The organism is Halorubrum gandharaense (assembly GCF_054654575.1).
Map to the genome: position 1 here is coordinate 1121796 of NZ_BAAIET010000001.1, position 21173 is coordinate 1142968.

Genomic DNA, 21173 nt, shown 5'->3' on the forward strand with positions numbered 1-21173 from the left:
GAGTCGCGATCAGTCCGTCCGGGGGAGCGCGTACGCCCCCGCCGCGAGGAAGCCGACGGCGAGCGCCGACAACACGAGGAGGTCGCCGAGCCAGGGGCCGCCGTCGTAGGTGATCGCTCGCGTGCCCCGCGCGAAGTAGGTGAGCGGCGAGGCGGCAACGGCCGGGAGGAACCACCCGGGCAGCAATTCCGGTGGCACGAACGTTTCCGAGAGGAACAACAACGGCAGCGCCACCGTGTTGCTGGCGGCGATCACGCCGTCCTGCGAGTCGGCGAGTGCGCCGAGGATCGCACCGAACCCGCAAAACAGCGCGACGCCCACGGCGACGAAAACGGGAAGCACGGCGAGCGCGGGCGAGACGACGACCGTCGCGTCCGTCACCGCCAGCACGAGCCCGAAGATCAGCAGGCTCGCGGCACCGATGATCCCGACGTTCACGAGCGTGTGCGCGACCAGCCACTCGACCCGCGTGAGCGGCGTCGTGGCGAGCTTCTCGAACCGGCCGCCCTCGCGGTGACGCGCGATCTCCGAGCCGACACGCGAGAGGGGGGTAAAGAGCACGACGACCGCGAGATACCCGGGCAGGTAGTAGCCGGCGGGCTCCGCGAAGAGGCCGCCGCCGGTCGGCTGGGTCCGCACCAGCGCGCCGAAGATGATGACGAGGATGACGGGGAAGAAGAACGTGAAGAACACTGCCGTCCGCCGGCGGAGGAACGACAGCGCGGCCGCCCGCGTCTCCGCGCGGATCCGCCCGAGGCGGCTCATCGGTCGTGCTCCTCCTCGGTGTCCGGGGCGCCGATCCCAACCGTCTCGTCGTCGCCCCGGGGAGAGTACGTTTCGCCGGTAAGACGGAGGTACACGTCCTCCATCGAGGGTTCCGTCCAGGTAAGCGACTCGAAGGTGACGCCGGCCGCCTCCAGCGCCGACACCGCGTCGGCGATCCCCTCCGGCCGAATGTCCGCGAACCGGATCCCGCCCTCAGTCGTCGTCACCTCGACGCTCGCCGCCTCACGCACGGCATCGAGCGTGGAGTCGTCCAGCGCCGCATCGAGCGTCACTTCCAATCGGGGGTCGCCGCCGTGCTCGTCGACCAACGCGTCGGGGTCGCCGACCGCAACCACCGCGCCGTCACGCAGGAGCGCGACGCGGTCGGCCAGCCGCTCCACCTCGTCCATCGCGTGGCTGGTGAGGAAAACGGTCGTCCCCGACGCCGCGAGCCCCTCGATCAGCCGGTGGAGCGACCGGCGACCCGCGGGGTCGATGCCGGTCGTCGGCTCGTCGAGAAACAGCAGGTCCGGGTCGTTGACCAGCGCCGTCGCCACGCAGGCGCGGCGCTTCTGTCCCCCCGAGAGCGTCTCGTACCACGCGTCGGCGTCGTCGGCCAGCCCCACGTCGTCGAGGACCGCGTCCGTGTCGCGCGCCTCGTCGTAGAGGCCGCCGTAGTAGTCGACCAGCTCGCGGGCGGTCAGCCGGTCGGGCGGGCCGAACGACTGCGGGAGCAGCCCGATCCGTGCGGGGTCGACGGCGTCCGGGGCGGCCCCGAACACCGACACCTCCCCCTCGATCTCGGTGGTCCCCGTGAGCGCGCGGACGAGCGTCGTTTTCCCGGCGCCGTTCGGGCCGATGAGGCCGAACACCTCTCCCGCCTCGACGGTCAGCTCTGCGCCGTCGAGCGCGACCACGTCGCCGTACGCCTTCCGCACGTCGCGCGCGACGACGGCGGGGGGCGTGTCGCCGTCGGCCGCCGCCCCGGCGTCGTCCGTGCCGCCCGCGGCTTCGCCGCCCCCGTCCGTCACGGCCGCGTCCGCGGCCGCCGTCTCGTTCATGTCCCCGACTCCGGGGGCGTCCGGCCTAAGGGTTGCTTTTCGGCCGAACTCCTCGCCGACCGGGAGCCGGATCAGGGGCGTTCCGGAGTCGGCGGCACCGGCACGCGGTCGCCGGTTTACGCGCCGACGGACGGCTTCACGGCACGGACGATCGCGTCCACGTCGTAGTCGTCCTCGGTCTTGTCGAAGACGACCTCGTCGTCGACGCGGACGACGAACACGCCGTCGTCGCCCGTCACGAGCGCGACCTCGTCGATGCCCTCGCCGAACTGTTCGAGGACGGCGCCGGCGACGTCTTGCGCACGATTCAACATCCCACACGGCACGCAGTACTCGACTTCGACTCGCGTCATATGCGAATCGTTGGCGCGGATGCGGTTAAAAGGCCGGCTCCCGGTACTGCCCTGTGTGGAGGCGGGGTCGCGGACGCGATCGCCGTCGCGGACGCCGCGCTCCGGGCCGGTTCAAGCGGGCGGCGGGCGCCGGCGGTCCGCCTCTTAAAAGGTGGCACGGCGCCGTTGAAACCCTCAGCAGGTGACGAACGTTGACTCGGCTGTGGTCTATACAGGATCCTCGGTGAGTGACCTCGGGAGTACGTCTATTACGTGAGTGGGTGTGGTGTTTATAAGCGGGTTGGTGGTGGTGATGTGGATGGTTTATAAGGAGTGTAGGGTCGGTGAGTTGCAGGTGCTACGCTGGTGACGGACACCTCCAAAGCCCCAGCCGGCTCCGGTCGAGGGACTCGCTGCGCTCCTTGCTCTCGGCACCGCCCGCTGCGGTGCTTGCGTCGTCCGTCTTCCCGGAGCCGGCTGCCCCGTTGAGTCCCACCCCGCCCCGCACAGCACCGCAGCCTCAGCCCTCCCCAGCCTCGGCGGGCGGGCCGCCGCGGGACCGCTCCGCGGCGGCCCGCCGCCTCCCTCGCGCGCGTTCCTCGCGCGCGCCGACCGCAGTCCGGGTTTATAAGGAAGCAGCGGAATTCACCCATCACCGTTTATAAGCACTCACCGATGACGCCGATTGAAATACCCACTCCCGATATCGCTCAACAAGCACTCCCATCGACCGGCTGGTCCGTCCATTTCGCCTCTGAAGAACCGGGTTCAACGGAGCCGGCCCTCTCAGAACCGCCCGAATCCGGGCCGCCAGTACAGCAGTCCGACCGTCACGACGAACACGAGCGTCGAGAGGTCGTAGGAGGCGTCGAGCGCGGTGGCCGCGAGAATGCTCCCGCCGCCGAACAGCGCGGAGGCGACGAGCGCGAGGACCGGGAGCGTACAGGAGAGACAGGAGAACAGCCCGAGCACGCCGGCGACGACCGACCCCGACGCCTCCAGCACGGTGATGTACACCAGCTTCGCGAGCGCGAGGTAGCCGATCAGGTAGGCGGGCACTAAGACGAGCGTCAGGTACTCGCTCGCCCAGACGACCGTCGGTCCCCATCCGGGGGGAAGCCACGCCACCCGGAGGTCGACGGCGCGCTCGGGGACGCCCGTGGAGACGAGCCCCGCGAGAAAGACGAGCACCGCGAAGTAGGTGGCGGCGATCCCCAGCGCTCGCCGTCGGGTTCGGAAGTCGTAGCCGGCCGGCGGGCGCACCCGCCAGAGCACGAGTCCGCCGACGTTCAGCCACACCAGCCCGTAGAAGACGTATCGGGGCGTCGTGGGGAACGACCCGAGGTAGCCGTAGTAGGCGACCACCAGCACGAGCTGCGTGTTCGCGATCAGCGCGGCCCACGCAAGGGTGCGTTTCGAGGGCGCACGCTCGCGGAGCGCGGCGAGCGCGGACGAGCCGTCGGAGCCGGCGGTGGGACTCTCGGTCATCGTGTGTCACCTCAGAACCACAGCGCGTCGAACACGACCGCGAACAGCAGGCAGCCGAGGTAGGCGTTCGAGGCGTGGAACGCCCGGAACGCCGCCGACTCGTCGCGCTCGTAGTGGAGCCGAATGACGGCCCACAGGAAGACCCCGCCGAGAATGACCGCCACCGTCGCGTAGAGCCCGCCGAGCGGGTCGGCGACGAGCGCCAACACCGCGGCCGCGACCAGCGTCGCGCCGAGGTACCAGACGATGTGCCGGCGGGTCGCCGTCTCGCCGTGGACGACGGGCATCATCGGGAAGCCGCCGCGCTCGTAGTCGGACTTGTACGCCAACGCGAGGTTGTAGAAGTGCGCGGGCGTCCACAGGAAGATCACCAGCGCGAGCAGGAGCCCGCCGCCGCCGATTTCGCCTGTCACCGCGGCCCAGCCGATGAGCGCGGGGAGCGCGCCGGCCGCACCGCCGAGCACGGTGTTCTGGACCGTGTTGGGCTTCAGGATGAGCGTGTACACGACGCTATAAAACAGGATGGCGGCGAGTCCGAGCGCCGCCGTCAGGGGGTTGATCGTCCAGAACAGCCCGAGCGAGAGGGCCGCCAGCAGGAGGCCGAACGCGACGGCGTTCCACAGCGGCACGAGGTCCGTCGCCAGCGGGCGGTCGCTGGTGCGCTGCATCCGCTTGTCCACGTCGCGTTCGAGTACGTGGTTGAACGTCCCGGACGCGCCGATGGCGAGCGACCCGCCGACCAGCGTGGCCGCGACGGTGTACGGCGTGAATCCGGCCCCTCCTGCGAGCGCCATCGCGGCGGCGGCGACCAGACAGAGCAGCCACATCAGCCGCGGCTTCATCAGCCGGAAGTAGGCGCCGGCGGTCGCCCGGATCCGTGGGAGGGTCGCGGTGGGAATATCGGGCTCAGGCGCGTCCTCGACCGGCGGGAGGTGGTCCGTGCCGGGCTCGAACTCCTCGGGGGCGTCGTCGGCGGAGCCGGTCTCCGCCTCCAGCCACCACGCGAGCGCGGCGAGCGTGCCGCCGAAGATGACGACGCCGACGAGTAGGTGAACGAGACCGGCGGTCGCGGACGCCGAGCCGACGGCGACCAGCGCGCCGAGTCCGGCCTGCGCGGGGTACAGCAGCAGCGCGACCGCGAGCGCACCGCGAACCCGACGGCTCTCGGAGCGACGGAACGCCAACGCGGTGCTGGCAAGCACGAGGAGTCCGACGACGACCGCGAGCACCCGGTGGCCGAGCGCGACCCAGCCCGCGCTCTCAGTCGGGAGCGAGAGCCCGTCTCCGCAGGCGGGCCAGGCGGTGCAGGCCGCCGTCGCCTCGGTGACGGAGGTCGCCGCTCCGACGATGAGCAGGAGATACACGCCCATCGCCGTCGCCGCGAGCAGCGCCGGGAAGCGGTCGGAAACTGACACTGACGGAGCCTTGGGAAGGGGTGCATATAGGTGCCGCGCTTCCTCCCGCGATGTCGGAACCGGTCGTCGGCTTTTGGCGTCTGATCAGACCTCGCCGCCGTCCGCCTCGCGCCGCCCTCGCCGTTCGAGGATCCGGTGGACGATGTCGCCCGTCGAGAGCAGCTCGTCGTCGTGACGCGCCTGGCGTCCCGAGGCGCGCTCGACGGTGCAGTCGATACCGCGCTCGGCGAGCGCCGCGGCGATGGCGTCGGCGTCGTGATGTTGGTCGTAGCCGAGCACGATCGTGTCCGGTTCGATCTCCTCTATCGGGACGAAGATGTCCGACTCGTGGCCGAGGTGGGCCTCGTCGACGGCGTCGAGTGCGGCGACCATGTCGCGGCGCTGGCGGTCCGAGAGGATCGGCGGCTCCTTGTGGGTGACGTTCGCTCCGCGGGCGACGATCACGTGGAGCTCGTCGCCGTAGGTGGCAGCGTCCTCCAGATAGTGGACGTGTCCCGGGTGGAGCAGGTCGAAGGTGCCCTGCGCGACGACCCGCGTCATCGCCGGAGCCACGAGAGGAAGCCGCCGCGGTCGTCGTCCTCACCGTCGCCGCTGTCGTCCCGGTCGCCCCGTTGGTCCCCCTGGTTCGGCCCCCCAAAGCGCTCGTCGCCCGGGAACGTCACGCCCTCCCGGTCGGGGTCCTCACGGACGACGCCGCGGTCGTAGCCGTCCTCGACGAGTTCGGCGTCGATGTCCTCCTGAGTGAAATGGAAGAAGTGCTCGTCGGGCACCTCCACGTCGAGCACCTCCAGCGTGGTCGGCTCGCCCTGATTGTCGAACGCCTTCCAGTCGCTCCAGCCGTAGGGGGCGCCGGCGATGATGTGGACCTCCCCCTGTCCGAAGGTGGCGAGGTCGGCGGAACTCGGCCGGAGCGCGCCGTTCGGGTGCGAGTGGACCGACCCCACCGAGCGCATGTCGTTCGGCTTCATGTGTGAGCGCACGCTGGCGCTCACCGGATTCGACTCCGTTCCCGGGATCACGAGCACGTCGGTGATCACCTGCCCATCCCGGTCGATGTCGAGCTTCCGCGCGTCGTCCGCACGGAGGAACCCCATGTACTCGTTGGGGTGGGTCTCCTCGCTGGCCTCGAGGATGAACTCCATCGTCTCCCGAGCGATCCCGAGGAGTTCGTCCGACCGGAACAGGCGCATATACCCGAACGAAGTCGCCGTCGCCTCAAAGGGATTCCGGATGGACGCGTCCATCCCCATGTGCGGCCGTCGACGGCGCCGGCGGGCACGATAGAACAGCCTTAACACCGCTCACGCGCGAAACGTCACACATGAGTGAACCTTCCGCCGGGGATTCCGGCACGCGGGACGATTCGAGTCCCGAACCCGACGCCGACGAGGCCGAGGGGACGACCGACGACCGAACGGTCGTCTACGACCTGGCACCCGACTGCACGCTCGAGGACGCCGCCGTCGACGAGCTGTACCACGCGACGGTGAACGGCGTCGTCGACTACGGCGTCTTCGTCGACCTCTCCGACTCGCTGTCCGGACTCGTCCACGAGTCCAACCTCGACGGCGAGTACGAGGTCGGCGACAAGCTGATCGTCCGACTCACCGAGGTGAAGGAGAACGGCGACGTGGCGTTCGACGACGAGACGCCCGACGACTACACCACCGAAACCGTCGAGCACGAGCCCGAAATATCGCGGATCCGCGGGATATCGCCCGGTGATACGGTGACCGTCGAGGGCGAAGTCGTGCAGGCCAAACAGACCGGCGGCCCGACCATCTTCGGCGTCGCGGACGCCTCCGGGATCGTCTCCTGTGCCGCCTTCGAGGAGGCCGGCGTCCGGGCGTACCCCGAGATCGAGGTGGGCGACATGGTCCACGTCGCCGGGACGGTCGAGACGCGCGAGGACGCCCTCCAGCTGGAGGTCGACTCGCTGAAGCGACTGGACGGCGAGCGCGCCGAGGATGCCCGCGAGCGCTTCGAGGACGCACTGGACGAGCGCGCCGAGCCCGCCGACCTCGACCCGCTCGTCGAGTGGGAGGAGTTCGAGTCGATCCACGAGGATCTGCGTGACCTCGCGCGCCTGCTCCGCCGAACCGTCCTCTCCGGCCGCCCGATCCGCGTCCGCCACCACGCCGACGGCGACGGGATGTGCGCCGCGATTCCGGTCCAACTCGCGATGGAGAACTTCGTCCGCGACGTGAACGAGGACCCGAACGCGCCGATGCACCTCTTCAAGCGGCTGCCGAGCAAGGCGCCGTACTACGAGATGGAGGACGTGACTCGGGACCTCAACTTCGCGCTTGAGGGCCGTGCGCGCCACGGCCAGAAGCTCCCGTTCCTCCTCATGCTCGACAACGGGTCGACCGAGGAGGACGTACCCGCCTACGAGAACCTCGCACACTACGACATCCCCATCGCGGTCGTCGACCACCACCATCCGGACCCGGAGGCCGTCGATCCGCTGCTGGACGCCCACGTCAACCCGTACCTCCACGACGAGGACTACCGGATCACCACCGGGATGATGTGTGTCGAACTCGCCCGGCTCATCGACCCCTCCATTACGGGCGATCTGGAGCACGTCCCGGCGGTCGCCGGACTCTCCGACCGCTCGAAGGCGGAGGCGATGGACGACTACATCGCGCTCGCAGACGAGGCGGGCTACGGCAAGGACGACCTCCTCGACATCGGGGAGGCGCTCGACTACGCCGCCCACTGGCTGCGCTACTCCGAGGGGAAGACCCTCGTCAACGACGCGCTCAACGTCGGCTGTGACGACGAGCAGCGCCACGCGGAGCTCGTCGAGTTCCTCGCCGAGCGCGCCGAGCGCGACGTCGACCGCCAGCTGGAGGCCGTCTCCGAACACGTCGAACACGAGCGACTCGCCTCGGGCGCACACCTTTACCGGATCGACCTCGACGAGTACGCCCACCGGTTCACCTACCCCGCACCGGGGAAGACGACCGGCGAACTCCACGACACCAAGGTGCAGGAGACGGGCGACCCCGTCATCACCATCGGCTACGGCCCCGACTTCTCCGTGCTTCGGTCTGACGGCGTCCGGCTCGACATCCCGAACATGGTCACCGAGCTCAACGAGGAGCTGCCCGAAGCCGGCGTCTCGGGTGGCGGCCACCTCGTGGTCGGCTCCATCAAGTTCGTGAAGGGCCGTCGTAGCGCGGTGATCGAGTCGCTGGTCGAGAAGATGGCCGACGCGGAGATCGACGAGGCGCTCTCCTCGACGGTCGCCATCGACGACGACTGAGCAGGCGGACCGCTGCCGCGGTTTCCCGTTTCCTACGCGAACTCCACCTCCCGGCGAGCGACGACGCCGGCGCCGGCGACGACAACTCCGAGCGCGAACAGGAGCCCGATCGGCAGGTGAACGCCACCGCCGCGCCAGTCGGCCGCGTACGCCCGTGCGAGAAAGTCCGCGACTCGTGCGCTCTCGACCGCGAGAAGCACCTCCCGGTTCTCGGTTGCCGCCTGCTCGTTCCAGTTGAGACTTCCAACGACGGCCACGTCGTCGGCAACGACGCCTTTCGCGTGAAGCGTCCCGTAGCGTCCCCGCGGCTCGGCCAACGACACCGCGAGCGGGTCGTCCGCGAGGGCTGTCGCGAGTTCCTGGTTCTCCTCGCGGTCGTACCACTCGCCGGAGACCAGCAGTCGCGCGTCGACGCCGCGCTCGGCAGCCCGTCGGAGTGCACGGACGATCCGCCCGTCAGGGCCGTCCGTTCGGGGCACGACGGCGAGCGCGCGGTCGTCCGCGGCGTCGATCCGGTTCACGATCCCGTCCTCGGCGTTGCCGGGTGCCGTCAGGAGGCTCACGTTCCCGTCAGGGTCGGGTGCGGGCGGCTCGAACCGCGTCGGGTAGCTGCCATTCGCGGCGCCGCTCTCGTGAACGTCGGCGTCCGCCCGATAGTCGGCCCAGGCCACGGCGTCGTCCGCGGCGGCGTCGTCACGGTAGAGCGCGGCGAGGTCGTCGGCCGCCCGGGAGTCGTCGACCGCGACCCCCCACCCCCGGTTCGAGCGTCCACCCGTTCCCGACCGCTTCCAGTTCTCGGTGAGCACGACTGCTTGGTCGTCCGCCACCGCGTACTTCGCGTGGTGAAACCGGAACCGGTCGGGGTCGCCGTCGAGCACCCGAACCTCCACGCCGGCAGCGTCGAGCCGGTCGCCGACGACGGCACCTCGCTCGGAGAATCCACCGACCGGCGTCCCCTCCACCACCACGCGGACCGTCGCCCCGCGCTCGGCGGCCGCGACCAGCGCGTCGGCGACGCGCTCCGACTCCAGCGTGTAGGCGGCCACGAACACCCGGTCGGTCGCCGTGTCGATCGGCGCGACCGGCACGTCCGGACTGTCGGGCAGGAGGAACGGCTTAACGGGGATCGACTCGACCGAACGCGGCGACCGTGGCACGTAGCCGTCCGGACGCCACTCCCCCCACCCCGCACGCCATCGCCACCCATCTCGAACTCGGTCGTAGGCTACCGTGTCCACGGGCTCGCCCGCGTAGCGCAGCTCGATGCGGTCGCCGGTCGCCGAGAGCGGAAAGTGGTCGTCGAGCTCGTGGACCGGCGGTGGATGTGGACCGGCCACCGCGGCGTCGTCCCGCTCGCCGTGACCCAGTTTCCCCGCAGTCAGCTCCGGGTCCGCCGAGAGTGCCACCGTTCCGGTGACGTTCGCCGGGATCGTCGCCTCGTGATAGCCGTCCCACAGGGTCCAGTCACCTGCGACGGGGAGATGGACGACCAGATACTCGCCACGGTTTCCCTCCGTCGTCGGATTCGGATAGAGCTCGACGACGCCGGCGATCGCACCGGTCGCGTCGGCGGGAGTGTCCGCGGGAGTCCCCCCGGCCGCACCCGTTTCGGCTCCCGAGGTCGCGCTCGCAATCGTCGCCGAGATGGCGACGGCACACACCAGCGCGACCGTCAGCGTTGCGACGCCGATCAGGAGGAGTCGGGCGATGACGAGGAACCGTGGCCGTCGCGTGTTCGGCCGCGTGCGGGTTTCGTCACGTCGCGAGGAGCCGGATGGCACGGCGGGTTTGGCCGCGCTATCGCTGATAAAGGTGAGCCTGTGAGAAGTGGCTGCGTCTCAAAAGCGTGTGTAGTACTCGACTTACGCGGTCGGGGCGGCGTCGTCGAGCGCGGCGGCGGCCTTCTCGCCTTCCGTCCCGACGATAAAGGAGTGTTCGTCGGCGTATTCCGCGACGGTCTCCAGCGCCTCGCGGGTGCCGATCTGGCGGAGCGCCCAGCCGGCGGCCGCACGAACGTCGTCGGACTCGTCGTTCGCGAGGGCATCCGCGAGCGGGTCGACCGCGCGGGTATCGCCGATCAGGCCGAGCGCGCGGGCGGCGAGCGGCCGAACCTCGTCGTTCTCCATTGCGAGTTTGTTCGCGAGCGGCTGGACGGCGTCGGCGTCACCGATCTCGCCGAGCGCGCGGAAGGTGACCTTCTGGAGCTGCGGGTTCGAGTCCTCGTCGGCGTAGTCGACGAGCGTCTCCGTTGCCTCCTCGGCGGCCATCTTGCCGAGGATGCGGATCGCGGGCTGGTCGCGCTTGCCCGCGCGGCCAAGCAGGACCTCCAGCGACTCCTCGGTCTTGCCGCGTTTGCCCATCGCCTCCAGCGCCTCCAGCGCGTGGCGCTCCATGAACTCCGAGCCGAGCGAGTCGAGCGCGAGCAGCACCATGTCGACGTTGCCGCGCTGGGTGTGCTCTTTCAGGGCCGACCACTCCGGCGGGTAGTCCTTGTAGTGGCCGAGCACGTCGTAGAACCCCTGCGCCTGCAGCTGTTCGTTGGTTTCGAGGTCGTCCCACTCCTCGGCGGCCTCCAGCGCGTCCGTGAGCGCGTCGGTCGCCTCGACGAGCGCGGCGAGCTCGTCGGCGTCCGCGTCGGGGTCGAGCCCGGCGCCCGACACCGCCTCGGCGACGGCCTCCAACGCAGCGACGACGGACTCCACGTCGTCGTCCTCGGGGTCGTAATCCACGTCGATGGCGTCGGTCGCCTCGGCCGCGCTCGTGGAGAAAGCGTCGGTCGCTTCGGCCACGTCCGTCACGCCGCGCTCCGTCCACTCCGTCTCCTCGACCGTGGCGATCGCCGACTCGACGGCCTCGACGACATCCTCGCCGTAGGGGCCGCGCTCGCTTTCGACGGTCTCACGAAGCTCCGAAATACGGGATTCGAGGTCGGCCCGGGGGTCCTCGGCGTCCTCGTCGTCCTCGTCCGGCTCCGGAAGATCGGCGCCCTCAAGGGCGTCCTCCGCGTCGTCCAGCAGCGCGTCCACGTCGTCGAGGTCCGCCTCCGTCTCGGCGCCGTCGAGCAGCTCGGCGATCTCGTCGAGATACTTGTTCAGGGACTCCTCGGTCGCCTCGTCGGGGCGGGCGGGTGCGGCGGTCTCCTCAGACTCCGCCGACTCCTCCGTCTCCTCCGCCTCGACGGCCTCCTCCGGTTCCTCCGCGGCCGTGTCCTCCTCGGGGGCGTCGGCCGGGTCATCGCCGTTGCTCATATACCCGAAACTGCGCGCGTGTTCCATTAAGGCGTTTCCCTTCGCGCGCGTGTCGCCGGCGAGGGGCGACACCGACGCCAGTTCACAGGGCGTCCCAGTGTTCCTGTATCCGGGCGTAGACGGCGACGACGCCGTCCTCGTTCACCCACTTCTCCGCCTCTTTGGTCGTCAATCCGAAGACGGCGGCTGCCTCTCCGATCACCCACTCGCGGTCGAGGTCAGCGGCGGTCACGCCGAGCTCGGCGGGCGCTGCCGGTTCGTCGAACGTTCGGTCGACGCTCGGTGGATCGACCGTCACGTGTGCGCCCTCATGCGGGTCATAATGGCGGTAAAGGGGCCAACGAAATTGAATCCGACGGCCACTCCCCCGTCGCTTTATCAGGGAAGCCGCACCAGACGGTTCCGTGAGCGACGCCTCCAGCCCCACCGTCGCGGCGTGTCAGACCGAGGTAGCCGACCTCGAGCCGGTGCGGAATCTCTCGCGGCTCCGCGAGCGCGTGGCTGTACTTCCCGACCGCGTCGATGTCGCACTGTTTCCCGAGTACGCGCTGACCGGGTTCGTCGACGACGAGGACGAGCTGCGGGAGGTCGCCCTCACCGAGTCGTTCGTGGCTGATGAGCTGTCGGCCGCCGCGCGCGAACACGGTGTGGCGGTGTTGGCCGGGTACGTGGAAACGGGCGAGGGGGACTCCGCTGACGACGATGCCCCGCTCCACAACGCCAGCACCTACGTCGCGCCCGACGGAGCGACCACAACGTACCGGAAACGGCACCTGTGGGGGGCGGAGACCGACCACCTCGAACCCGGGACGGAGCGCGCCATCGTGGAGACGGCTGCGGGGACCACCGGACTGCTCACCTGCTACGACCTCAACTTCGTCGCGGAGAGCGCGTGGTTCACGGAACGGGGTGTGGACGCGCTGTTCGTCACCGGCGCCTGGCCCGCAGCACACACTGCTAACTGGCGACTCCTCCTCCGGGCGCGGGCGCTCGACGGCGTTCGGTGGGTGGTCGGCGTTGGCCGCACGGGCGAAAAGGAGGTCGGCAGCGGGGAAACCACGCGCTACGCGGGGAACTCCCTCGTGGCACGTCCTGATGGCCAGGTTGGCGCCGCGCTCGGCCGCGAACCGCGCGATCTGGTGGCCACGCTCGACCAGGAGACATTGCGTGAACAGCGGGCGCTCGTCGACGTGAATGTTGGGTAAATGGAAAGTCTCCTTTCAATTTCAAAAACTCTCGTTTTGTGGGCGGCAACGTTTAAGTGCAATGCGACCGAACATTGAGTTGTTATGAGCACCCAGAAACACGCCCGTCAGCAGTACGGCGACGTTCACGAGAGCGAGGCGATCCGCATTCCCGAGGAGAAGGCCGAGCAGCTCGTCGACGCGCTCAACACGGATCTCGCGGCGACGTACGTCCTCTATCACCAGGTCAAAAAGCACCACTGGGTGGTCGAGGGCGCCGAGTTCCGCGACCTCCACCTCTACCTCGACGAGGTTGCGGCCGACCTCGAGGAGGGTGCCGACCTGCTCGCCGAGCGCGCGCAGGCGCTCGGCGGCGTGCCGCTGTCCGGCGGCGCGAACTTCGAGGAGCACGCGCCGGTGACGCCCGAGGGCAAGGACGTGTACGACATCCGCACGTCGCTGGAGAACGACCTGGAGATGTTCGGCGACATCACGGAGACGCTCCGGGAGCACATCCAGCTCGCCAACAACCTCGGCGACTACAACACCGAGGAGCTCCTCCGCGACATCCTCGCTGACGTCGAGGAACACGGCCACCACCTCGAACACTACCTCGAGGACGACACGCTCGTCAGCCAGGGCACGCTGGAGTAGTCGACCGGACGCTCGACGCTCCACGACCTCGGCCGCGTAACCCCGCTTTTTTGAGACTAACCACCCAGTGAGCGTCTCGCTCGTCGAGCGGAGATCTGGTTGAAACGGACTGAAAAACCAGCTACCGTTCGAGCTCGACGGCGAGATCCGTCGCGATCCAGCCGTCGGTGTTGCCCGTCTCGGTGAACACGATGCGGTCGGGGGACGTTCGGTTAGCAGCCACCCGTGGCGACTCGAATTCGGGCTCGTCGGCAGCCTCGTTGTCGGCGCCGATGCCGTCTCCGGTACTCATTGACAGGGAGTGGGCGCCACGCACCATTATACGTTTCGGTCGGCCTAAACCCGAGAGTCAGCGGCCGATGCCGCATCCCGATATCGTCGTGCACTCCACGCCGTGCTCCTCCAGCGCGTCGATGAGGACGTTGAGCCCGATGGCGTCGCTGGCGATGTGGCCGGTGACGAGCAGGTTCTTGTCGGGGAACTCCTCGCGGAGCGTCTTCGTGTCCGCGTGTGAGACGTGGATGTAGAGGACGGTGTCGACGCCGGCCTCGAAGTAGGCGCGCGCCACGTCGGCGCCGCCGTTCGTCCCCGCGGCGTGGTGGACGGCAAGCTCCCCGAGCGGGTTCGACTCGTCGCCGACGCGGAGCTCGATGTCGGTGAGCGCGTCCGCGAACTCCGGGAGCTCGCCGAGCGCGTCGGCGTAGTCGCCGACGGTCGCATCGGCGGGCAGCTCTGCTGCGACCTCGGCCATGATCCGCCGACCGATCTCGTCGGGGGCGAGGTGGATGTTCATGTACGGCTGGTCCAGCAGCTCCGCGATGGAGGGGTCGTGCCGGTAGTTCCCCACGTGTGCGCCGTGTTCCATCCCCTCGACGAGGTCGGCGACCGCGTCGCGGGCGTCGGCCTCGCTCACGCCGTGGTCGGTCATGAAGTCGACCTGCACCTCCAACACGTCGGTGAACTCGACACGGGCTTCGTCGCCGGTCGGATGGTGGGCCAACGCGAGGTCGTACCCCTGGTCGTGTGCCAGCTGGATCTCCGGGCTTTCGAGGTCGATGCCGACGAGCGCCGTCTCGATCCCCTCGCCGGGCACGTAGACGGTCGAGTCGGCGGGGACCTCGTCCCAATCGACGAGCTCCAAACTCAGCTCCATGATCTCCTCGGTGGAAAGCGTCATGTCCGTTCGTGGCTCCGTGGGGAGTAAAAGGGGAGACAGTCGGCAAGCCGCACGGCTCGCCGCCCGCGGGTTCGTCGGTCGCCGCGTCGGCTCCGGTACTGGCAATCCCGTCGGGCTATCGGAGCGGCTTACCCTTTAGAGGCCAATCGTCCGACGATGACTGACTCGCTGTTCTCGCCGCTGACCCTCCGAGAGACGGAGCTGCCGAACCGCATCATGCTCTCGCCGATGTGCCAGTACTCCGCCGAGGATGGCGTGGCGACCGAGTGGCACCACGTCCACCTCGGCACGCGCGCGACGGGCGGCGCCGGGCTCGTAATGGCCGAAGCGACCGCCGTCGAACCCGAAGGCCGGATCACGCCGGGCTGTCTCGGCATCTGGTCGGACGAGCACGCCGAGGCACTCGCCCCCACGACCGACTACATCAGATCGCAGGGCGCGGTCCCCGCGATCCAGCTCGCCCACGCCGGGCGGAAGGCCTCTCACGCCCCGCCGGCGGAGGGGAGCGGAGCGATTCCGGCTGACACCGAGCGCGGGTGGGAGACGGTGTCCGCAACTGACGAGCCGTACCCGCACGCGGAGGGTGACGAGGCCGCCACGCGCCGACTCTCCACGGCGGAGGTCGAGGGCGTCGTCGACTCGTACCGTGCGGCCGCCGAGCGCGCACTCGACGCCGGCTTCGAGGTCGCGGAAGTCCACGCAGCCCACGGCTACCTCCTCCACCAGTTCCTCTCGCCCGTGACCAACGACCGCGACGACGAGTACGGCGGGAGCTTCGAGAACCGCACGCGCGCGCTCCGCGAGACCGTCGCCGCCGTGCGCGACGTGTGGCCGGACGACAAGCCCGTCTTCGTCCGCATCTCCGCGACCGACTGGATCGACGACCGCGACTCCTGGACCGTCGAGCAGTCCGCCCGCCTCGCGCCCCTGCTTGAGGAGGCCGGCGCCGACCTGATCGACGTCTCCGGCGGCGGCATCCACCCCGACCAGGAGGTCCCCAGTATCGGCCCCGGCTACATGGTGCCGAACGCCGAGCGCATCCGCGAGGAGAGCGGCGTCCCCGTCGCAACCGTCGGAAAGATCACGGAGGCCGAGCACGCCGACGCCCTCGTGCGCAACGACCGCGCCGACCTCGTCGCGCTCGGCCGGGAGATGCTCCGGAACCCCTACTGGCCGCTGGAGGCCGCCCACGAACTCGGCGAGGACGTGGAGTGGCCGGTGCAGTACCGGCGCGGAACGTTTGATTAAAAGGCTGTGTTGAAACCCTATTCGTCAGATATATTCTCAATTGAAACAGCCGGTCGATAAGAAGTGCGAATGTATTGCCGTCTATAGGCCGACTCTATATTAGAGGAAAAATACCGATGGGAAATAAGATTATAGATGTGAATAGAACACGTCTGTATTATGCATCGATAGTCGTCGGTGGTGCTATTCTTGGAGGGATGGGCCTCTCTAGTGTCGCATCTGGGAATATGGCTCTTGTCCCAGTGCTTCTCTCAATTGGCGGCATTGGAATGATTGCGGGAGTGGTCTATGAAGTATTCATATCGTCTAACTCTACCGACACTATTCCCGATGATAGATGAGTGTGGTTTACGGAGAATCGAGGAGAAAGCCTCTCCCTTTAGGGCGAGGATGAATCCGACAGCCCCTACACAATCCACGGTTCGATGGCACGGCAGGATATTCCACGCCCTATAAACAACCACTATTAAGTAGGATTCTTGTCGTAGGTTACGTATGGCAAAACAGGTCGTCACGCGCACCTATACTGCTTCCATTCGGAATCAGTCACAGGTGTCGGACGATCTTGATGCCCTCGGGTTCGCAGCCTCAAAACTCTGGAACGTCGGGCGGTGGACGTGTGACCACGTGTGGTCGGAGATCGGCCACATCCCAAACCACAACGAACTCACCACGTACCTCAAGACCCACGAACGCTACGATGACCTGCATTCTCAGTCAAGTCAGCGAGTCCTTCAAGAACTCGCTGAGGCGTTCAACGGCTGGTACGGCAAACGACAAAACGGAGACGCGAGAGCAAACCCGCCCGGCTACCGCAAACGCGGTGACGATCATCCGCGTTCGACGGTCACGTTCAAGGCCGCTGGCTTCAAACTTGACACCCAGTACAATCGCGTCCGACTCTCACAGGGATCGAATCTCAAAGAGTATTGGTCGGACTTCATCCTCTGCAAATACCAAACTCGCCCCGACGTTGACCTCTCTGCCGTGGAGAACGTCCAGCAAGTGAAGGCGGTTTGGACAGGGGATGAATGGGAACTCCACTTCGTTTGTAAGGTGGCGATTGAGGTGTCTAAGTCACCCGGCGAGCAGACCGTCGGCATCGACCTCGGTATCAACAACTTCGCCGCACTCGCCTACGAAGACGGCTACAGCGAGCTGTACCCGCTGAACTGTCTGAAGCAGGACGACTACTACTTCAGCAAGCGGCTTGCTCGGTGCGACGACTCAAACTCTGAACAAGCCACGCGGCTGAACCAGCAGAAATCGGCTCGCCGCACCCACTACTTCCACACCCTCTCGAAGCACATCGTTCAACGGTGTGTTGAGGAGAGTGTAGGAGCGATTGTGATCGGTGATCTCTCCGGAATCCGCGAGAAGGACGAAAACGGAGAGTCGAAAGACTGGGGCACACACGGCAATCTCGACTTGCACTCGTGGGCGTTCGACCGGTTCACGGAGTTGCTCACCTACAAAGCCGAGATGGAGGGAATCACCGTTGAGGAGGTGTCCGAGCGTGACACGTCGAAGTCGTGTTCCTGTTGTGGTCGTAAACGGGAGGCGAACCGTGTCGAACGCGGATTGTACGTGTGCGATGAGTGCGGGACGACGGCGAACGCGGACGTGAACGGTGCTGAGAACATTCGACAGAAAGTATCTCCGAGTTCACCGAATCTCTCGGTGAATAGGAGTAACGGCTGGTTGGCACAGCCATCGACGTACCTGTTTGACAAGGAAACTGGCGCATTCGCGCCTCAAGAACAGGTCACGTCGTAAACCACAATATCCCAACTCAGCGGCGCGGTGCCGTGGGAATCCTCGTCCCCAGACTACGTCTGGCGGGCAACCAGAACGCTGTGCGTTCTGGTGACGCCCTTCACAGTAGTTGCCGAATCGGATTCTGCTCCGCACTGAGCAAGCTGCTGTGATTGGAGATCTCGCCGTCGTGTCGAATTGCGCTGTGACAAATTCACTGAGGGAGCGACGCGCCAGCGGCGCTCCCGAGCGATGCCTCTGGATAACGGGGCGCACTCACCGGTCATCCCGGTCGGAATCGAATGGGTATTCAGCCGTACTCTGTCGAGAGAACGAATCTACGGAAGATTCGTGTAGAGATCGGCGGTGTCTGTGGAATTTTGTCATCTGAAGCTAACACGTTGGCTAACACCCAGAGATTGTACAGCGACACCGCGAACAGAAAGTAGAACAACCGAACCGAGAACGTCGGCGACGACGTTCTCGGGAGGAAATCACCGATCTGCCGATATGACGTTTCGATCCCCCAGCGGCGGCGGAACGCCGCCGCGTACGCTTTCGCTGTCGAAGCATCGACGTCCAAATTCGTCACAAACCATACGTGCTCATCGTCGGTTGTACGGTGCGGAACCGCGAAGACTGTAACATCCACTGCCGCCGTTGGCTTGCGCTTGCGTTGCATTGTGTACTCATCGGCGACCGTCTCAGCGCCGGCGCTGAGACGGTCTTTCATTCCACTACTCGGACGTGCTCGCACGATATAATCGACACCCAGCTGTTCTAACTCTTCGACGACGTGGACTTGGTAGAACCCACGGTCGAGGTACACGTGCCGAATTGAAACGTACTGCTGGGCCGTTTCGAGCAAGGAACGAACGGCGTCGCGCTTGGCGCGAAAGCCGTTCGCGTCCATCGGCACTACCTCAAGCGTAAACCGCGTGTGTGGCGCAACGATACACAGCGTTGCGAAACAGAACGCTTTGTTCGTACCAAGGTCTGGATACGTCGTTATCACGTGATCAGTCTCGGCAGAGCCGTAGTACCGCCACTCGTGGAGATCGATGGCAACATCGACGAACGCGGGAAGTCGCCGCTGAGATCGAAGGACTTCGAACAACCGATCTCGGACGCCATCGAACTGGTTGTCGATGGCGTCCGTCGAGAGGTTTCGCAAGTGGTACAGTAGCGATTTAGCGAGCGGGTTCCGAGCAGCGGACGTGACGTTCACTTGCTCGCCACGCTCAAGTTGAAGCGTCTTCCCACCCGTATTTGCAAACTCGTGATCGAAGGCGATACGAGAGAGGATTTCGTGGAAATCCTCTCTCGTGTACTTCCCGCACGGTTTGACACCGAACTCTAATTGCGGATACAGCAGCGTCGAAGCGGCACGACACGCTTGTTTCGCTTCAGCTGTCTGGACCATCTTTCAACCAACGTCGCCCAGCGTGAAGAGTCTCAGCTAGGTTCGGCAACTACTGTAAAGGGAGAGGCTTTCTCCTCGATTCTCCGTAACTACGGAATGTCGGGGGAAACGGGCATCCGCTTTGCTGGATGCGCCGCTTGCTGGGTGAAACGTTTTTCACGACCGCACGGAGTGGTCAGCATATGCGACGCGCCCTCCAGACGCGATTACGCAACGCTAACGACCGGCTGATCGGTGGGGTCCTGATCCTCGTCGCTACAGGGTGGGTCGGGCTTCAGTGGTCGGCGACGGCGGTGTCGCTGCCGACCACGCTCTCGATGGTCGCGTTCGGATCGGTCGGCATCGCCGCGGTACACGCCGTGTTCGGGCTGTACCTCGTCGGTGCCGCGTGGGTGGAGCGTCGGCGCTCGTTTTCGGACGCCGTGGTCGTCGCCGTGCTCGCGCTCGGTGTGAGCGGCGGGGCGCTGCTGTACTGGGAGTTCCTCCAGAGTGGCGCCGTTCGTGCTGAGATGCTCGTTTCGTTCCCGTTTTTCGCCAGCTACGTGGCTGCGTGGGCGTTCCCCCTCGCGGTCGCGACCACGCGCCGCCACCGGCTGATGGCCGCCGGCACAATCTGTGCGGTCCCGCTCGCCGCCCTCGTTGCACTCCCAGTGCTGTTTCTCGCCGGGGGCGGATGGCTGATACCGGTCGTGCTGTTTTCGATCCCAGTCGTACTGGCACTCATCCCCGTAATGCTGGTGTTGGCCGCACCACTGGTCGTCGCCGGGTGGAGCGCCCGCCCATCCCCGATGGGGAGAGCGGAGTGAGACACGGCAGTCCCCTCTCCGCTTCCCGGAACCCCGTTCCGCGCCCTTTTAGGCGCGTGCTGCCCGACTCCGGGTATGCTCACCTTCATCGGACTCGGTCTCTATGACGAGCGGTCGATCACCGTCGAGGGCCGGGAGGCCCTCCGCGAGGCCGACCGCGTCTTTGCGGAGTTTTACACCAGCAAGCTGGTCGGCGCAAGCGTCGCGGACCTCGAAGCGTACCACGACACCGAGATCGAGGTTCGCCCCCGGGAGGGCGTCGAGCAGGATCCCGAGGCGATCCTTGAGGCCGCCGCGGACGGCGACGCCGCCTTCCTCACCGCCGGCGACACGATGATCTCGACGACCCACGCCGACCTCCGGCTCCGCGCCGAGGAGCGCGGCATCGACACGCGCGTGATCCACGGCGTCACCGCCCAGTCGGCCGCCTCCAGCCTGACGGGACTCCAGAACTACCGCTTCGGCAAGGCCGTCACGCTCCCGTTCCCGTACGCGCACGGCGGCGAGGACGTGCCCGCCAGCGTGATCGAGACGATCGAGGCGAACCGCGAGCGCGGGCTCCACACCGTCTGTTATCTCGACATCAAGGTTGGAACCGGTCCCACGGGGCCGGACCCGGACCACGAGGAGTACATGACCGCCGACTACGCCGCCGAGCTCCTCGCCGCAGGCTGGGCCGACGAGTTGGCGGTCGTCGTCGCACGAGCGGGGTCGCCCGACGCCATCGTCGCCGCCGACCGCCTCTCGGCGCTCGCCGAGCGCGACTTCGGCGACCCGCTCCACCTGCTCGTGATCCCCGGCGACCTCCATCACGTCGAGGCCGACGCGCTGGCAGGGCTGGCGGGGGCGCCCGCGGAGCTGCTTCCGGAGGAGTAGAGGTCGCCGAATCGCGCGTCATCAAGCCGGCCACGTCAAAAGTCCGCCCGACCGTCACACCCAATAGAGCTGGTACCAAGTAACACAACATGGACCCAGACAAGCGAACGCGCGTTCAAGAGGTCATGTCAACTCCGTTAGAGACGATCGGCCCTGACGCCCCGCTTCGGGAGGTCGCTCGGCGGATGACCGACTCGGAGATCAGCGCGCTCGTCGTCACCGGCGGCGACCGCGCGATCATCACCCAGAGCGACGTGATCCGCGCGGTCGCCACGGGTAGGGACGCCGACGAAACTGTCGTCCGCGACGTGATGACCACCGAGGTGGAGACGGTGACGCCGGACCTCCTGATGGAGGAGGTGGCGGCGATGATGACGATGTACGGGATCAAGCACCTCCCCGTCGTCGACGACGACTACGTCGGCATGGTCTCCTCGACCGACGTGACCGCCCACCTGTCGTAGTCGCCG

At 67.1% G+C, this 21173-nt stretch carries 21 protein-coding genes and 1 pseudogene; 9 read left to right on the forward strand and 13 right to left on the reverse strand.

Annotation, left to right across the window (positions count from 1 at the left end; genetic code table 11):
- Positions 1-9: 9 nt before the first annotated feature.
- The 7 genes and pseudogenes from ACYQ07_RS05295 to ACYQ07_RS05325 form a co-directional block, all read right to left on the reverse strand.
- Entirely contained in the window at positions 10-765 is a 756-nt protein-coding gene (locus tag ACYQ07_RS05295; protein ID WP_459878407.1) for an ABC transporter permease, read from the reverse strand.
- Complete coding sequence (locus tag ACYQ07_RS05300) at positions 762-1826, reverse strand: ABC transporter ATP-binding protein (protein ID WP_459878411.1); 1065 nt, start codon at positions 1824-1826, stop codon at positions 762-764. The genes ACYQ07_RS05295 and ACYQ07_RS05300 overlap by 4 nt, the downstream gene beginning before the upstream one ends.
- Positions 1827-1942: 116 nt before the next feature.
- Positions 1943-2179 carry an Rdx family protein gene (locus tag ACYQ07_RS05305; protein WP_459878413.1) on the reverse strand — a complete coding sequence of 79 codons (237 nt, stop codon included), beginning with the start codon at positions 2177-2179 and terminating at the stop codon, positions 1943-1945.
- 765 nt (positions 2180-2944) lie between these two features.
- Positions 2945-3646, reverse strand: coding sequence for a DUF7546 family protein (locus tag ACYQ07_RS05310; protein ID WP_459878416.1), 702 nt, complete (start codon positions 3644-3646; stop codon positions 2945-2947).
- Between the two features lie 11 nt (positions 3647-3657).
- A complete protein-coding gene (locus tag ACYQ07_RS05315; protein ID WP_459878419.1) occupies positions 3658-5061 on the reverse strand; it encodes a heme o synthase in 1404 nt (467 codons plus the stop codon).
- Between the two features lie 84 nt (positions 5062-5145).
- Positions 5146-5601 (reverse strand): FAD synthase family protein, encoded by a 456-nt coding sequence (locus ACYQ07_RS05320; RefSeq protein WP_459878422.1) that lies wholly within the window; start codon positions 5599-5601, stop codon positions 5146-5148.
- 170 nt (positions 5602-5771) lie between these two features.
- A pseudogene (locus ACYQ07_RS05325) lies at positions 5772-6251 on the reverse strand (JAB/MPN domain protein-containing protein); the annotation flags it as partial.
- A gap of 131 nt (positions 6252-6382) precedes the next feature.
- Between ACYQ07_RS05325 and han the strand changes: the two are divergent.
- A complete protein-coding gene (gene han / locus ACYQ07_RS05330; protein WP_459878425.1) occupies positions 6383-8332 on the forward strand; it encodes a Hef-associated nuclease in 1950 nt (649 codons plus the stop codon).
- Between the two features lie 32 nt (positions 8333-8364).
- On the opposite strand, the gene ACYQ07_RS05335 is transcribed toward han, so the two are convergent.
- The 3 genes from ACYQ07_RS05335 to ACYQ07_RS05345 form a co-directional block, all read right to left on the reverse strand.
- On the reverse strand, positions 8365-10113 hold the full coding sequence (locus ACYQ07_RS05335) for a phospholipase D-like domain-containing protein (RefSeq protein ID WP_459878428.1): 1749 nt from the start codon (positions 10111-10113) through the stop codon (positions 8365-8367).
- 81 nt (positions 10114-10194) lie between these two features.
- Positions 10195-11580 (reverse strand): HEAT repeat domain-containing protein, encoded by a 1386-nt coding sequence (locus tag ACYQ07_RS05340; protein WP_459878430.1) that lies wholly within the window; start codon positions 11578-11580, stop codon positions 10195-10197.
- An 82-nt stretch (positions 11581-11662) separates the two neighbouring features.
- Positions 11663-11878 (reverse strand): hypothetical protein, encoded by a 216-nt coding sequence (locus ACYQ07_RS05345; RefSeq protein WP_459878433.1) that lies wholly within the window; start codon positions 11876-11878, stop codon positions 11663-11665.
- Positions 11879-11984: 106 nt separating this feature from the next.
- Here ACYQ07_RS05345 and ACYQ07_RS05350 point away from each other — a divergent pair, with 106 nt between their 5' ends.
- Both ACYQ07_RS05350 and dpsA read left to right on the forward strand, forming a co-directional pair.
- Positions 11985-12785 carry a carbon-nitrogen hydrolase family protein gene (locus ACYQ07_RS05350; RefSeq protein ID WP_459878436.1) on the forward strand — a complete coding sequence of 267 codons (801 nt, stop codon included), beginning with the start codon at positions 11985-11987 and terminating at the stop codon, positions 12783-12785.
- A gap of 84 nt (positions 12786-12869) precedes the next feature.
- Positions 12870-13418: a DNA starvation/stationary phase protection protein DpsA gene (gene dpsA, locus ACYQ07_RS05355; RefSeq protein WP_459878439.1), complete on the forward strand. Its 549-nt coding sequence runs from the start codon at positions 12870-12872 to the stop codon at positions 13416-13418.
- 121 nt (positions 13419-13539) lie between these two features.
- On the opposite strand, the gene ACYQ07_RS05360 is transcribed toward dpsA, so the two are convergent.
- Together ACYQ07_RS05360 and ACYQ07_RS05365 are read right to left on the reverse strand one after the other, a co-directional pair.
- On the reverse strand, positions 13540-13710 hold the full coding sequence (locus ACYQ07_RS05360; protein ID WP_459878441.1) for a hypothetical protein: 171 nt from the start codon (positions 13708-13710) through the stop codon (positions 13540-13542).
- A 57-nt stretch (positions 13711-13767) separates the two neighbouring features.
- Positions 13768-14595 (reverse strand): hypothetical protein, encoded by an 828-nt coding sequence (locus ACYQ07_RS05365; RefSeq protein ID WP_459878444.1) that lies wholly within the window; start codon positions 14593-14595, stop codon positions 13768-13770.
- Positions 14596-14751: 156 nt separating this feature from the next.
- Between ACYQ07_RS05365 and ACYQ07_RS05370 the strand changes: the two genes are divergently transcribed.
- The 3 genes from ACYQ07_RS05370 (at position 14752) to ACYQ07_RS05380 (ending at position 17619) form a co-directional block, all read left to right on the forward strand.
- Positions 14752-15843: an NADH:flavin oxidoreductase/NADH oxidase gene (locus tag ACYQ07_RS05370; protein ID WP_459878447.1), complete on the forward strand. Its 1092-nt coding sequence runs from the start codon at positions 14752-14754 to the stop codon at positions 15841-15843.
- A 116-nt stretch (positions 15844-15959) separates the two neighbouring features.
- Positions 15960-16184, forward strand: a complete 225-nt coding sequence (locus ACYQ07_RS05375; protein WP_459878450.1) for a hypothetical protein — start codon at positions 15960-15962, stop codon at positions 16182-16184.
- Positions 16185-16338: 154 nt separating this feature from the next.
- On the forward strand, positions 16339-17619 hold the full coding sequence (locus tag ACYQ07_RS05380; RefSeq protein WP_459878453.1) for an RNA-guided endonuclease InsQ/TnpB family protein: 1281 nt from the start codon (positions 16339-16341) through the stop codon (positions 17617-17619).
- A gap of 289 nt (positions 17620-17908) precedes the next feature.
- Here ACYQ07_RS05380 and ACYQ07_RS05385 read toward each other — a convergent pair whose 3' ends face one another.
- Positions 17909-19021, reverse strand: a complete 1113-nt coding sequence (locus ACYQ07_RS05385; RefSeq protein ID WP_459877670.1) for a transposase — start codon at positions 19019-19021, stop codon at positions 17909-17911.
- A gap of 182 nt (positions 19022-19203) precedes the next feature.
- Between ACYQ07_RS05385 and ACYQ07_RS05390 the strand changes: the two genes are divergently transcribed.
- From ACYQ07_RS05390 to ACYQ07_RS05400, 3 genes are all read left to right on the forward strand, one after another.
- Positions 19204-19827: a hypothetical protein gene (locus ACYQ07_RS05390; protein ID WP_459878455.1), complete on the forward strand. Its 624-nt coding sequence runs from the start codon at positions 19204-19206 to the stop codon at positions 19825-19827.
- A gap of 75 nt (positions 19828-19902) precedes the next feature.
- The gene (dph5, locus tag ACYQ07_RS05395; protein WP_459878458.1) at positions 19903-20703 is read left to right on the forward strand and encodes a diphthine synthase; all 801 of its coding nucleotides are present in this window, start codon (positions 19903-19905) and stop codon (positions 20701-20703) included.
- Positions 20704-20792: 89 nt separating this feature from the next.
- Complete coding sequence (locus ACYQ07_RS05400) at positions 20793-21167, forward strand: CBS domain-containing protein (RefSeq protein ID WP_459878461.1); 375 nt, start codon at positions 20793-20795, stop codon at positions 21165-21167.
- Positions 21168-21173 lie beyond the last annotated feature (6 nt).